The following is a 13,372-nucleotide window of genomic DNA, read 5'->3' as shown; positions in this document are numbered from 1 at the left end:
TTATCGAAGTTACTCGCCCTCTTATCCTGCTAGCAAGCACCCATACCCAACTGCATCAAGGCCAACCCGCCCCGATGCCAGCCCCACCACGCCAGAGCCAGCAGCAAGGCACAAACGCCAAGAAGGGTAATGCGCGGCCAGAAGTTGTTCATGTCGCGCTCATTTGCGTTTGCAGGCGTGCCACCGGCGTTTCGCGCACCGGCCAGTTGAGGGCGGCGGCCATCAGGCTCAACAGAATCGCTACCTGCCAGATCAAGTCATAACTCCCGGTACGGTCGTAGACCACCCCGCCCAACCAACCACCGAGGAACGAACCGAGCTGGTGGAACAGGAAGACAATCCCACCGAGCATGGAGAGGTTTCGTACGCCGAACAAGGTCGCTACCGTGCCATTGGTCAACGGCACCGTCGACAGCCACAGGAAACCCATGGCCATACCGAACAGATAAGCGGTAGTCGTGGTCACCGGCGCCCACAGGAACAACGCAATCACCACCGCCCGCAACAGGTAAAGACCGGTGAGCAAACGCGGCTTGGACATGCGTCCACCGAGCCAGCCTGCGGTGTAGGTGCCGAAGATATTGAACAAACCAATCAGCGCCAGCACCGTGGTGCCGACTGTCGCCGGAAGGTGCTGATCCACCAGATACGCCGGCAAGTGCACGCCAATGAAGACCACCTGAAAACCGCAGACAAAAAAGCCGAACGCCAGCAGCCAGAACCCCGAATGGGAACAGGCTTCACGCAATGCCTCGGACAAGGTTTGCTCATGGCCAAGCACTGGCAAAGGCTTGTCCTTGAGCATGCTGACCAACGGCACGATCAAGGCCACCAGGCAGCCCAAAGCCAGCAGCGCCGCAGACCAGCCGAGCCAGCCGATCAACCCGAGCGTGCCGGGCACCATGGCGAACTGACCAAAGGAACCGGCAGCGCTGGCGATCCCCATGCCCAGGCTGCGTTTCTCCGGCGGGACAGCACGCCCGACCACGCCGAGAATCACCGAAAACGAAGTGCCGGACAGACCGATACCGATCAACAGCCCGGCACTCAAGGACAGCGTGACGGCCGAATCCGACAGGCCCATGAACAACAGGCCCAAGGCGTACAGAACGCCGCCGATCAGCACCACCTTCGCCGCACCGAAGCGATCCGCCAGCGCGCCGGTGAATGGCTGCGCCAAGCCCCAGATCAGGTTTTGCAGGGCGATGGCGAAGGCAAAGACTTCACGCCCCCAGCCAAACTCGGCACTCATCGGCGCCAGAAACAGCCCGAAGCCGTGTCGCACGCCAAGCGACAACGCAAGGATCAGCGCACTCCCCAATAAAACCCAACCACAGGTACGCCACATCGATGTCATTATTATTCTCCAATCGCGGGTATATACCCGCTTAAGTTCTGAAAAACCGGCATCAAGCCAGTTCATCCAGCAATTTCAACAACGTTTCCCGCTTCTCGGCGCCCAAGCGATCAACCAATCGCTGCTGTGCCGCTTCCCAGGCCGGCAGGGCTGCTTTCAAGCGCTCGGCACCGGCTTCGGTCAGGCGGACGATACGGTTACGCATGTCCTCGCCCTCGACCAGCATCACCAGGCCCTCGCCTTCCAGGACGCGCAAATTGCGCCCCAGGGTGCTGCGATCCAGTCCCATGGCCTCGGCCAGGGTGGAAATACTCGGTTGATCCAGACGCTGCAGATTGCACAGCAAAGAATACTGCGCAACGTTGATCCCGAAACCGTCGAGAGCGCCGTCGTAATGCCTGCTGACGCCACGGGCGGCGCGACGCAGGTTGATGCATAAACATTGGGATTCGAGCATGGTGCGTGTATATACCCGTGGTTAAGTGAAAGCAAATTTTTTGTTACATGCAACCCGTACGAGCAACCCTGCTCGCGCAGCCTTATATCAAGGCCAGCCCGACCAGCATCGCAACTTCCAGCAATTCCAGCAACGCCCCCGCCGTATCGCCCGTCGTCCCGCCTAATCGTCGCAGCATGACCCGTCGCAACCACGCGAACAACACGACTGCCAGCACCACGGCAAAAAAACCACTCAAGCCAGCAATCAGCACGCAGGCCAAGCCACTGACCGCCAACACCTGCTTGCCTGCCGAGCGTGGCAGATGATCGGCCAGCGCCTGACCCAGGCCACCGGCACGTACATAGGGCGTGGTCAGGAACAACCCCAGCAACGCACTGCGACCAAGCAGCGGCACGATGATCAGCGCAAGGGCGTGTTGCTGTTCGATCAAGGCCAGCAGCGCGGCGAATTTCAACAGCAGCACCAACACCAGCGTGACCACCGCCATCGGACCGCTGCGCGGGTCTTTCATGATGGTCAACGTGCGTTCACGGTCGCCGAAGCCACCGAGCCACGCATCGGCGCTGTCGGCCAGGCCGTCCAGGTGCAATGCGCCGCTGAGCAACACCCAAACGGTGAGCAGGAGTGCCGCGTGCAGCAACAGCGGCGCGCCGAGCATCAGCCAGTTGAGGCCCCATAAAATACCGCCGAACAACAAGCCCACCAGCGGATAGAACAGCAGCGACCGCCCCAGCTCCTGCGGTGCCGGCATGCCCGGCAGACGGACCGGCAGGCTGCTGAGAAACTGTAAGGCAATCCAGAACGGCAGCATGGTCAGACCGCTTCCCTTAACAATCCGTCGGACTCGACCGACAGCGAAAACAGTGCGCCATGGCCGACTTCAACGTTGAGTAATTGCTCCCGCGGCAAGCCGCGCGCCTGCGCCAGCAACAAGCGCATGACCCCGCCATGACTGACGAGCAATACCCGCTCGCCCGCGTAGGCGGCATGCAAACGCGCCACCGCCGCCAACACCCGCGCTGCGAACGCCGCGACAGGCTCGCCCTGAGGCGGCGTGAACGAATAAGGATCGGCCCAGAACAACCCGAGGGAATCGGCATCGGTTTCCATCAGCGCCGCAGCGCTCTGCCCCTCCCAGGCGCCGAAATGCAGTTCTTGCAGGTCGGCCTGCCACTCGATCGGCAAGCCCAATCGCCCTGCCAGTTCTTCAGCGAACCGCGCACACCGCTGCAGGGGCGAACTGACCAGACGATCCCAAGGCCCATGCGCCAGCACCGCCTCGCGCATTTGCTGCCAGCCTTTTTCGGTCAATGCATCATCGAGGCTGCCACGCAAGCCGCCACCGAGCTCGGTTTCGCCGTGACGCAGCATATCCAGACGCAACGTCATGCCGGACGATCCGCCACCGCTGCCTCGGCGAACGTCGCCATCTGCCCGTGCAGGTCGCAGGCCAGACGCAGCAATGGCACGGCCAGCGCCGCGCCGCTGCCCTCGCCCAGTCGCAAGCCGAGGTCGAGCAAGGGTTCGGCACTCAGGGTTTCCAGCACACGGCGGTGCCCCGGCTCGGCACCGCGATGGCCGAACAACAGCCACTGTCGACACTCGGGATTCAAGCGCACCGCGACCAGCGCCGCGACGCTGCAAATGAAACCGTCCACCAGCACCGCAATGCCTTCCTGGGCGCAGGCCAGGTAAGCACCCACCAGTGCCGCAATTTCAAAACCGCCGAGGTTGAACAGGGTCTGCAACGCATCGCCACGCTGAGCCCCGTGCAGCGCCAGCGCGCGCTCGATCACTTGTGCTTTATGGCTGACGCCTGCGGCATTCAAACCGGTGCCCGGCCCGGCCAGATGTACGACCGGACACTCCAGCAATGCGCACGCCAGGGCGCTGGCCGCCGTGGTGTTGCCAATGCCCATTTCGCCACCAATGAATAGCTGAGCGCCCGAGGCGAGCGCGCGCTGCACGCTGTCGCGACCCGCCTGCAGAGCACGCTCACCTTGCGCCTGCGTCATCGCCGGACCTTGCACAAAATTCGCCGTCCCCGGACCGATGTTCAGATGACGCACACCCGACAGGTTCAATGCCGGCGTCACCGTGCCCAGGTCCACCACTTCGAGGCAAGCCCCCAACTGCCGCGCCAGCACGCTGATTGCTGCACCACCGGTGACGAAGTTGTGCAGCATCTGCCCGGTGACTTCCTGGGGAAATGCCGACACGCCTTCGGCCACCACGCCATGGTCACCGGCAAAAATCGCGATCCACAGCTGATCCAGGCTTGGCTTGATCTGCCCTTGCAAGCCCGCCAATTGCACCGCCACCGCTTCGAGCTGGCCGAGCGAACCGGCCGGTTTGGTCAGTTGCTGTTGCCGGGCTTGCGCCTGCTCGAGCACATCGAGGTCGATCGGCTTGCACGGGTTCAGCCACCAGGATTGGGTCATAACGCAGTTCCTTTCAAAGTCAGGGGCAGGCCGGCGACGGTCAGGATGACTCGCTGACAACGCTCGGCCAGAGCTTGATGCAGCCAACCGGCCTCATCGACATAGCGGCGAGTCAATTCGCCCAGCGGCACGACACCCATTCCGGTCTCGTTGCTGACAAAAATGATTTCACCTGGCAGCGACGCCAGGCACTCCAGCAGGGCATCGCGCTCGGCGCTCAGGCGTTGCTCATCGTCGAGCATCAGCAGATTGGTCAGCCACAGGGTCAGGCAATCCACCAACAGGCAGCGTTCGGCACTGGCGGTTTCGCGCAGGACGCGGGCCAATTCCAGCGGCTCTTCGATCAACGCCCATTCGGCCGGACGACGGGCACGGTGATGGGCGACCCGCTGGCTCATTTCACCGTCCAGCGGTTGGCTGGTGGCGATGTAGGTCACTTGGAGCTGGCTGTCTGAGGCGAGTTTTTCGGCCAGACGACTTTTGCCGGAGCGGGCGCCGCCGAGGATCAGTTGGAGCATGTTCATAACCTCTTATTTGGCGGTGTCGCGACAGGCCTCATCGCGGGCAAGCCCGCGATGAGGCCTGAACAGTCACTTCAAATCCCACAGAGCTCACGCAGCAGCCCGGTATCCAGATGCGTCTCCACCAGATCCGCCAGCCGCTCGATATCCCGCTCGCGCAATCCGTGGTAATCCACGTCCTGCACAGCCTGCAAACCCGCCCAACGCAACAGGGCGCTGCACGCTGCCGGGGATTCGAACAGACCGTGCAGATAGGTGCCGAAAATCTGCCCATCGACACTTTGCGCACCGTCGCAGCGTCCGTCATCGAGCAGTACGGCGGCGTTTTCCAGCGCCGGCCCGGTGGTGACGCCGGCATGGATTTCATAGCCGCTGACTTCAGCATTCTCCAGCGCCAGACGCCCGCGCACATTACGCAGCTGCTTGTGTTCTTCGAGTCGGGTTTCAAACGCCAACAACCCCAGCCCGGCGCTGGACCCCGGAACACCTTCCAGGCCCAGCGGATCGTGCACCTGCTCGCCGAGCATTTGCAGACCGCCGCAGATGCCCAGCACTTTGCCGCCGTAGCGCAGGTGTCGTGAGATCGCGATTTCCCAACCGTTGGCGCGCAGATACGCCAGGTCGTCGCGCACGCTTTTCGAGCCGGGAAGGATGATCAGATCGGCTGGCGGAATCGCCTGGCCGGGACCGACGAATTGCAGGTCGACTTGCGGGTGCAGGCGCAACGGGTCGAAATCGGTGTGGTTGCTGATGCGCGGCAGCACCGGCACCACCACTTTCAGTACCTGATCGACCTTGTCGGTCTGGCGCTGATCGATGCCGTCTTCGGCCTCCAGATGCAAATCCAGCACGTACGGCAGCACGCCGATCACTGGCTTGCCGGTACGCTGTTCCAGCCAATCGAGGCCGGGTTGCAGCAAGGCGATATCGCCGCGAAAACGATTGATGATGAAGCCCTTGACTCGCGCCTGCTCGCTGGGCGACAGCAGCTCCAGCGTCCCCACCAGATGCGCGAACACCCCGCCACGATTGATGTCGGCGATCAGCAGCACCGGACAATCCACCGCTTCGGCGAAGCCCATGTTGGCGATGTCCCCGGCACGCAGGTTGATCTCCGCTGGCGAGCCCGCACCTTCGACCATCACCACCGGATACGCCGCACTCAACCGCGCATGGGAAGCCAGCACCGCTTGCATGGCGATGGCTTTGTAGTCGTGATAGGCGACGGCGTTCATGGTTGTGACGGCGCGACCATGGATGATCACCTGAGCGCCGGTATCGCTGTTGGGTTTGAGCAGCACCGGGTTCATATCGGTGTGCGGTTCGAGGTAAGCGGCCTGCGCCTGCACGGCTTGTGCGCGACCGATTTCACCACCGTCGGCCGTCACGGCGCTGTTGAGCGCCATGTTCTGCGGCTTGAACGGCACCACGCTGACGCCCTGACGCGTAACCCAGCGACACAACGCCGTCACCAGTGTGCTTTTACCGGCATCGGATGTGGTGCCCTGCACCATCAACGTTGTCATTGGTCTGCCTTGGCAAAGGCTGCGAATGCGGCGGCAAGACGCACCCAGTCGGCTTCATCGGCAGGCAACCCGAAACGCAGACTGCTGTTGTGCGTGAACAACCGCAGCAAAATTCCGCGCCGGGCCATGAATTCATGCAGTGCTTCGGCGCGATCGGTGATCAACCACTGGAACAATGCGCAGCCGCCATCAGGCTTGAAACCGTGCTGCTCCAGGAGCACCGCCAGACGTTCACTGGCCACTTCCGCGCGCACGCGTTGCAATGCGTGCCCTTCGACATCACGCAGGCAGGCCTGGCCCACCACTCGGGTCGGACCGCTGACGACCCATGGCCCCACTTGTTCAGCGAGCAACTTGAGTAACTTGCGCTCGGCCAGGACAAATCCCAGCCGCACCCCGGCCAGACCAAAGAACTTGCCGAACGAACGCAGCACGATCAGGCCGACCAGATGGGAGAACGGCGCCAGACTCTGCTGCGGTGTGTTGTCCATGAACGCTTCGTCCACCACCAGCCAGCCACCGCGCTGGGCCAGTCGTGAATGCCAGTCGAGCAGGCGAGCGGGGGGCAGGCTCAAGCCGGTGGGATTATTCGGGTTAACCACCACCAACACATCCAGGCTGTCGACAAAGAAATCGACTTCCTGCTCCAGCACCTCGCGCACGATGTAGCCATTGCGGCGCCACGCTTCGGCATGTTCGGCATAACACGGCGACAGCACGCCCACCTTCCCCGCCCGACGCAGACGCGGCAGTAACTGGATGGCCATCTGCGACCCCGCCACCGGCAATACCTGCAGGGTGCCGTAGTAATCGCAGGCGGCCTGTTCCAGCCCGTCATCGTTTTCCGGCAACCGCGCCCAGGCCCGCAGCGGGATATCCGGAACGGGAAACGGCCAGGGCGCGAGGCCGCTGGACAGGTCAAGCCAATCGGCTTCCTCGATGCCGTATTCGAGCGCCGCCTTGCGCAACCGTCCACCGTGCTCAAGCATAAAATTCAGCCCCCAGGCAGAGAATCAGCAGCCATAACCATACCCCGCGCTGGACCAGTTGCCAGCCACGATCGATGGAGTCGGCATCCGCCGGCACGCCTTCGCCCAGTTGCGGACGTTGATGCAGTTCACCGTGATAGATCGCCGCCCCACCCAATTCGACGCCCAGCGCACCGGCCCCCGCAGCCATCACCGGGCCGGCGTTCGGGCTGTCCCAGGTCGGGCCCTGGGTCCGCCAGCATTTCAGGGCCAGTCGGGTTTGGCCCAGCAAGGCGTAGGTCAGCGCTACCAAACGCGCGGGAATGTAATTGAGCACATCATCGATTTTCGCTGCCGCCCAGCCGAAACGCTCGAAGCGTTCATTGCGATAGCCCCACATGGCGTCCAGCGTGTTGCTCAAACGGTAGAGCACAACGCCTGGCGCACCGGCCACGGCAAACCAGAACAGTGCGGCAAACACGGCGTCACTGCCGTTTTCCAGCACCGATTCGGTGGCGGCACGGGCCACTTCGGTTTTATCCAGTTCGCTGGTCTTGCGGCTGACCAGGTAACTGACGCGCGTACGCGCCTCTTCCAGATCATCGCTGCGCAAGGCCCTGGCCACGGGCTCGACGTGTTCGCCCAGGCTGCGCATGCCGAGGGCGCAGTACAACGCAAGAATCTCGACCATCCAGCCCACATAAGGCGCCCAGGAAAGAGCCGTGGCCAACAAGGTCAGCGGCAACACCGCAATCACCCACGCGGTGACCCCGTGACTGCGCCAGCCGCGACCACCCGCGTTGAAACGTTGCTCGATACGCTCGGCAAACCGACCGAACGCCACCAGCGGATGCCAGCGCTTGGGTTCACCCAGCAGCGCATCCAGCGCCACGGCGGCGACACTCAACAACGCCACACTCATTGGCGCACTCCCCAATAATTTTCATACAACAATTCACTGAGCGGACGCGCCTGCGCCCAGCCTTCAAGGACCAGCATCGGCGCCGGGTAGAATTCCTCGACCGGTCCCAGGCACAAAATGGCCAGTGGTTTGGCACCGGGCGGCAAGCCGAGCAAATCGGCCAGGGCTTGCGGTTCGAACAGCGAGACCCAGCCCATGCCCAAGCCTTCGGCCCGGGAGGCCAGCCACAGGTTCTGGATCGCGCAGGACAACGAAGCCATGTCCATTTCCGGCAAGGTGCGACGACCGAAAATATGCCGCTCGCGATCGTCCATCAGCGCCGCCACCAACACCTCGGCGCAATCATTGATGCCTTCGACCTTGAGCTGCATGAATTCGTCAGTGCGTTCGCCAAGGGCTTCGGCGGTGCGAATGCGCTCTTGCTCCACCAGTTCCCGGATCTGGCCGCGCAGGGCTCGGTCGCTGATGCGGATAAACCGCCAGGGCTGCATCAAGCCGACACTTGGCGCCTGGTGCGCGGCTTCGAGCAACCGCCGCAGCAATTCAGGCTCGACCGTGCCACCGCTGAAGTGACGCATGTCGCGGCGTTCACCGATGGCCCGGTAGACCGCTGCGCGTTCGGCTTCGGTGAATGCGTTGTCGGTCATGGCCTCTTCGCTGGCAAGCCAGCGCCTACAGGGTTCAGGTGATCAACTGCAGGAGCCGACTTGCCGGCGAAGGCACCCTCAAGATCGGGTGCAAACAATGCGGCTACAGCGGTCGGATTGGACGGAAAATAGAAATGCACATAAGAGGCCGTCATCCGCCCCTCACGATAAACCGCCTCCGCCCCGCGCCCGCCATTGGGGCTCAAGCCACGGGCAATCGGCACGAGCCCGGTGGTGGTCAGCGAATGATGATAGGTATGCCCACGCAGGGAACCTTCCGGCAATTCGACAGCCTGCAGCGCCAGTGCCGCCAGACGCTTTTGCATCACCGCATCCCCGGCCAGCAGGCCGACCAATTCTGCACGCGTACCTTCGACATCGGTGAGCGAATCGAGCAAATACAACATGCCGCCACATTCGGCGAGCAAGGGTTTGCCCGCCTCGTGGTGCGCGCGAATCGCGCTCAGCATCGAGGTGTTTTGCGACAACGCCACATGATGCAATTCCGGGTAACCGCCCGGCAGATAGAGGCTGTCTGCCTCGGGTAGCCGACTGTCACGCATCGGTGAAAAGAACGACAACTCGGCGCCCATGGCCCGCAACAAATCCAGGCTGGCGCCATAGGTAAAGGCAAACGCTTCATCACGGGCCACGGCAATGCGCACACCCGCCAGCAAGGGTTCGGCAGCGATCACATCCGGGGCTGCGAATTCCACGGCCGGCGGAAGCGCCACCTCGCAACTGCTGGCCAGGGCTTCGGCCGCCGCATCGAGGCGAAGATCGAGATCGTTCAACTCACTGGCCTGCACCAGGCCAAGGTGACGACTCGGCAATTCGATGGCGGTTTCGCGGGACAACGCACCATACCAACGCAGGCCTTCGGTCAGGCTGCCTTCAAGCAACTGCGCGTGACGCAGGGTGCCCACGCGGTTGGCCAGGACACCGGCAAACGGCAGGTCGGGTTGGTAGCGCGCCAGCCCCAGGGCCAGGGCACCAAAGGTCTGGGCCATGGCGGTGCCGTCGATCACGCCCAGCACCGGCACGCCGAAGTGCCGCGCCAGGTCAGCACTGGATGGCGTACCGTCGAACAGCCCCATGACACCTTCGATGAGGATCAGGTCCGCTTCGCCCGCGGCCTCCCACAACAGCCGACGACTCTCCTGCTCGCCGACCATCCACATGTCCAGCTGATACACCGGCGCACCGCTGGCGCGCTCCAGAATCATCGGATCGAGAAAGTCCGGGCCACATTTGAACACACGAACCTTGCGGCCCTGATTGCGATGCAAACGGGCCAGCGCGGCGGTGACGGTGGTCTTGCCCTGACCGGAGGCCGGCGCGGCAATCAGTACCGCCGGGCATTGACGAGGGCTATTCATACCGTGCGACTCACAACTCGACGCCTTTCTGCGCCTTGATACCGGCCTGAAAGGCGTGCTTGATCATGCCCATTTCAGTGACGGTGTCGGCCAGCTCGATCATCTCAGGCTTGGCGCCACGACCGGTGACCACCACGTGCTGCATTGGCGGGCGAGCCTGCAAATCACTGAGCACCCGATCCAGATCGAGGTAACCGTGCTTGAGGGCGATGTTCAACTCATCGAGCACCACCAGGCCGATGGATGGATCGCGCAGCAATTCACGGGACACTTCCCACGCGGCTTCGGCGGCGGCGATGTCGCGCTGACGATCCTGGGTTTCCCAGGTAAAGCCTTCGCCCATCACATGAAAACGCACCTGTTCCGGGAAGCGCCGGAAGAACAGCTCTTCACCCGTGCTGTTGCGCCCCTTGATGAACTGCACCACACCGCACTGCATGCCATGGCCCATCGAGCGGGCCAGCATGCCGAACGCCGAGCTGCTCTTGCCCTTGCCGTTGCCGGTCAGCACCAGCAGCAGGCCGCATTCATTCGGGGAGTTGGCGATGCGTTCATCGATTACGGCTTTTTTGCGCAACATGCGCGCCAGATGACGTTCGTCACGATCAGGGGTATCAGTCATGGGAGAGCTCTCCGTTGAGGCAGGATAACGGCGGGCAGGCACAAGAACAGACGGCAAGAAGCCTGGCATCGCCCACCGTGATGCCGCTTGAATGGATCAGGCCGGTCTCCGGGCTCATGAGCGGCGTTGGCCTGGCTGCGCGCCTTCCCGCATCGATGACGACGCAGTGGCTCAAGGCGCAGCTTTCACTCATTTACCGTTGCGGGGGCAGCGCCGGGATCGAAGGCCTTCACGCATTGAAGGACCTGCTCACCGGCTTCCCTGTTTCACTCTGTCGACCCAAGTCACAGAGCACCTGAAACAAGCCGCGAAGGTTAGAGGGTTGGGGGTGGAGCGTCAATTGAAGACGGGGTACGCGCGCGAATAACTGCCATTGATCAATAAACTGACGCCAATCTTGTGCCACACTTCAAGCAATGATATCAAAGAGCCACAACCCCACATCACAATAACAAGGGTGAGCCCCATGCAAGGCATGATCATCAGCAATCCGCAACTGGAATTCCTGCGCCCGGTGCTGGAGCGCTGGTTTGACTGTATCGACCGCTACAACGCCGTACGCGGCGATAACGAAACGCCTTACTGGCTCGACGAAAAAGCCAATCTCGGCCTGCTTTCCGCCGCTGCCTGGATGGCCGAAATGGTCACCCTGCAACAATCGCCCACCCGCAAACAAATCGATGAAGGCGAACGCAACGGTCGTGCCGACTTGTTTATCGCCACACCCGAAGCTCGCGCCTGGATTCAAGCCACACAACGCTGGCCACGGGTGAACAGCCTGAACCTGACCCAGGCCCTGCTCGATATCACCAGCGAGGCCAAACGCGTCAGCTACGCCAGCGACCTGAGACTCGGCTGCCTGTTTGTGGCACCGCAGAAAACCCAACATGGCGCCACCCCGGAAGAATTGCAGGACATGGTCGACGACCTGCAAAAGGAGCACACCTGCGCCGTCGCCTGGTATTTCCCCTACGCCTACCGCAAGTTGCACAACGAAGGAGGTCACTATCATCCCGGCATTGCCGTGCTGTTCAAGGAAGCTCGCGGCTAACGGTTGAACCATCGCGCGACGTAACTTCTCTACTGATCAGGTCACTGCATTCATAGGGAAGATCAGTATGCGCAAGCCCCAACTCGTACTCGCTATCGCGCTCGCCGGAGGACTCGCCGCTTGCGGTGAAACCTCCAGCCTGCAAGTCTCCGACGGCACCGGCCCGTCACCCAGGCTCCCAGAACCCAACAAGACGTTGATTCCGACGGTCAACATCGCCCCGGCGATCGGCTGGCCGGAGGGCGCCAAACCCGTCGCCGCTGCCGGTACCCAAGTAGCCGCGTTCGCCGAGAACCTCGACCACCCGCGCTGGCTCTATGTGCTGCCCAATGGCGACGTGCTGGTGGCCGAAACCAATGCACCGCCCAAACCCGATGACGGGACAGGCATACGCGGATGGGTCATGAAGAAAGTCATGGGGCGCGCCGGCGCGGGCGTGCCGAGCGCCAATCGCATCACCCTGCTGCGCGACCAGGACCACGACGGCATCGCGGAAACCCGCACGGCGTTTCTGGAAAACCTGAACTCCCCCTTCGGCATGGCGCTGGTCGGCAATGACCTGTACATCGCCGACACCGATCAATTGCTGCGTTTTCACTATGAAAACGGCGATACAGCGATCAAGTCGCAACCGATCAAAGTACTCGACCTGCCCGGCGGCACGCTGAATCACCACTGGACCAAAAACGTCATCGCCAGCAAGGACGGCAGCAAGCTGTATGTCACGGTGGGTTCGAACAGCAACGTTGCCGAAAACGGCCTGGACAAGGAAGAAGGCCGCGCGGCGATCTGGGAAGTGGACCGCGCCACAGGCAACCACCGGATCTTTGCCTCAGGCTTGCGCAACCCCAATGGCCTGTCCTGGGAGCCGCAAAGCGGGGCACTGTGGACGGCGGTCAATGAGCGCGATGAAATCGGCAGCGATCTGGTGCCGGACTACATCACCTCGGTCAAGGACGGCGCGTTCTATGGCTGGCCATTCAGCTATTACGGCCAGCACGTCGACGTTCGCGTCGAGCCGCAAAACCCGGACATGGTGGCCAAGGCTATCGCGCCAGACTATGCGGTCGGCCCGCACACCGCTTCCCTGGGACTGACGTTCGCCGAAGGCAGCCGGTTGCCGGCGCCATTCACCCAGGGCGCCTTCGTTGGCCAGCACGGCTCATGGAACCGCAAGCCGCACAGTGGCTACAAAGTGATATTCGTGCCGTTCGACGCCGGCAAACCAAGCGGGCAGCCGGTGGATGTGCTCACGGGTTTTCTCAATGACCAAGAAAAAGCCATGGGCCGGCCAGTGGGCGTGGTGATAGATCAGCAAGGCGCCTTGTTGGTGGCGGACGATGTAGGGAACAAGGTTTGGCGGGTTTCAGCAGTCAAATAAGTACACATCAAACCTGTGGGAGCGGGCTTGCCCGCGATAGGGCCGGCCCTTGCAATATCGATGCTGCCTGAACTGCCGCTATGGCGGGCAAGACCGC

General features: G+C 62.4%; 15 protein-coding genes and 1 riboswitch. Of the genes, 2 read left to right on the top strand and 13 right to left on the bottom strand.

Going from position 1 to position 13,372, the window contains the following annotated elements; genetic code table 11:
* Positions 1-29 precede the first annotated feature (29 nt).
* The 13 genes from AC1Q6D_RS17455 to cobO form a co-directional block, all read right to left on the bottom strand.
* Positions 30-152: a hypothetical protein gene (locus tag AC1Q6D_RS17455; RefSeq protein WP_256590086.1), complete on the bottom strand. Its 123-nt coding sequence runs from the start codon at positions 150-152 to the stop codon at positions 30-32.
* The gene (locus AC1Q6D_RS17450) at positions 149-1,357 is read right to left on the bottom strand and encodes an MFS transporter (RefSeq protein WP_047531793.1); all 1,209 of its coding nucleotides are present in this window, start codon (positions 1,355-1,357) and stop codon (positions 149-151) included. Before AC1Q6D_RS17450 ends, AC1Q6D_RS17455 begins: the two co-directional genes overlap by 4 nt.
* Positions 1,358-1,409: 52 nt before the next feature.
* The gene (locus AC1Q6D_RS17445; RefSeq protein ID WP_090464006.1) at positions 1,410-1,814 is read right to left on the bottom strand and encodes a MarR family winged helix-turn-helix transcriptional regulator; all 405 of its coding nucleotides are present in this window, start codon (positions 1,812-1,814) and stop codon (positions 1,410-1,412) included.
* A gap of 82 nt (positions 1,815-1,896) precedes the next feature.
* Entirely contained in the window at positions 1,897-2,628 is a 732-nt protein-coding gene (locus tag AC1Q6D_RS17440; RefSeq protein WP_103402545.1) for an adenosylcobinamide-GDP ribazoletransferase, read from the bottom strand.
* A 2-nt stretch (positions 2,629-2,630) separates the two neighbouring features.
* The gene (gene cobC, locus AC1Q6D_RS17435; protein ID WP_103402544.1) at positions 2,631-3,206 is read right to left on the bottom strand and encodes an alpha-ribazole phosphatase family protein; all 576 of its coding nucleotides are present in this window, start codon (positions 3,204-3,206) and stop codon (positions 2,631-2,633) included.
* Positions 3,203-4,258, bottom strand: a complete 1,056-nt coding sequence (gene cobT, locus AC1Q6D_RS17430) for a nicotinate-nucleotide--dimethylbenzimidazole phosphoribosyltransferase (protein WP_103402543.1) — start codon at positions 4,256-4,258, stop codon at positions 3,203-3,205. The genes cobC and cobT overlap by 4 nt, the downstream gene beginning before the upstream one ends.
* Positions 4,255-4,776 (bottom strand): bifunctional adenosylcobinamide kinase/adenosylcobinamide-phosphate guanylyltransferase, encoded by a 522-nt coding sequence (cobU, locus tag AC1Q6D_RS17425; protein ID WP_103402736.1) that lies wholly within the window; start codon positions 4,774-4,776, stop codon positions 4,255-4,257. Before cobU ends, cobT begins: the two co-directional genes overlap by 4 nt.
* Before the next feature lie 77 nt (positions 4,777-4,853).
* Positions 4,854-6,305, bottom strand: a complete 1,452-nt coding sequence (locus AC1Q6D_RS17420; RefSeq protein ID WP_103402542.1) for a cobyric acid synthase — start codon at positions 6,303-6,305, stop codon at positions 4,854-4,856.
* Positions 6,302-7,294, bottom strand: a complete 993-nt coding sequence (gene cobD, locus AC1Q6D_RS17415) for a threonine-phosphate decarboxylase CobD (RefSeq protein ID WP_103402541.1) — start codon at positions 7,292-7,294, stop codon at positions 6,302-6,304. Before cobD ends, AC1Q6D_RS17420 begins: the two co-directional genes overlap by 4 nt.
* On the bottom strand, positions 7,287-8,195 hold the full coding sequence (cbiB, locus tag AC1Q6D_RS17410) for an adenosylcobinamide-phosphate synthase CbiB (protein ID WP_103402540.1): 909 nt from the start codon (positions 8,193-8,195) through the stop codon (positions 7,287-7,289). Before cbiB ends, cobD begins: the two co-directional genes overlap by 8 nt.
* Positions 8,192-8,842 carry a 5,6-dimethylbenzimidazole synthase gene (gene bluB / locus AC1Q6D_RS17405; RefSeq protein WP_103402539.1) on the bottom strand — a complete coding sequence of 217 codons (651 nt, stop codon included), beginning with the start codon at positions 8,840-8,842 and terminating at the stop codon, positions 8,192-8,194. The genes cbiB and bluB overlap by 4 nt, the downstream gene beginning before the upstream one ends.
* A complete protein-coding gene (locus AC1Q6D_RS17400) occupies positions 8,839-10,221 on the bottom strand; it encodes a cobyrinic acid a,c-diamide synthase CobB (protein WP_103402538.1) in 1,383 nt (460 codons plus the stop codon). Before AC1Q6D_RS17400 ends, bluB begins: the two co-directional genes overlap by 4 nt.
* Before the next feature lie 10 nt (positions 10,222-10,231).
* Positions 10,232-10,843, bottom strand: a complete 612-nt coding sequence (gene cobO, locus AC1Q6D_RS17395; protein WP_047531822.1) for a cob(I)yrinic acid a,c-diamide adenosyltransferase — start codon at positions 10,841-10,843, stop codon at positions 10,232-10,234.
* Positions 10,844-10,925: 82 nt separating this feature from the next.
* Positions 10,926-11,157: riboswitch (cobalamin riboswitch) on the bottom strand.
* 152 nt (positions 11,158-11,309) lie between these two features.
* Here cobO and AC1Q6D_RS17390 point away from each other — a divergent pair.
* Both AC1Q6D_RS17390 and AC1Q6D_RS17385 read left to right on the top strand, forming a co-directional pair.
* Positions 11,310-11,894 (top strand): hypothetical protein, encoded by a 585-nt coding sequence (locus AC1Q6D_RS17390; RefSeq protein WP_103402537.1) that lies wholly within the window; start codon positions 11,310-11,312, stop codon positions 11,892-11,894.
* A gap of 67 nt (positions 11,895-11,961) precedes the next feature.
* Entirely contained in the window at positions 11,962-13,275 is a 1,314-nt protein-coding gene (locus AC1Q6D_RS17385) for a PQQ-dependent sugar dehydrogenase (RefSeq protein WP_103402536.1), read from the top strand.
* Positions 13,276-13,372: the final 97 nt, after the last annotated feature.

This window comes from Pseudomonas sp. MT92, from assembly GCF_058792515.1.
Note: the sequence above shows the minus strand (reverse complement) of the source record. Positions and strands in the feature narration are given on the sequence as shown.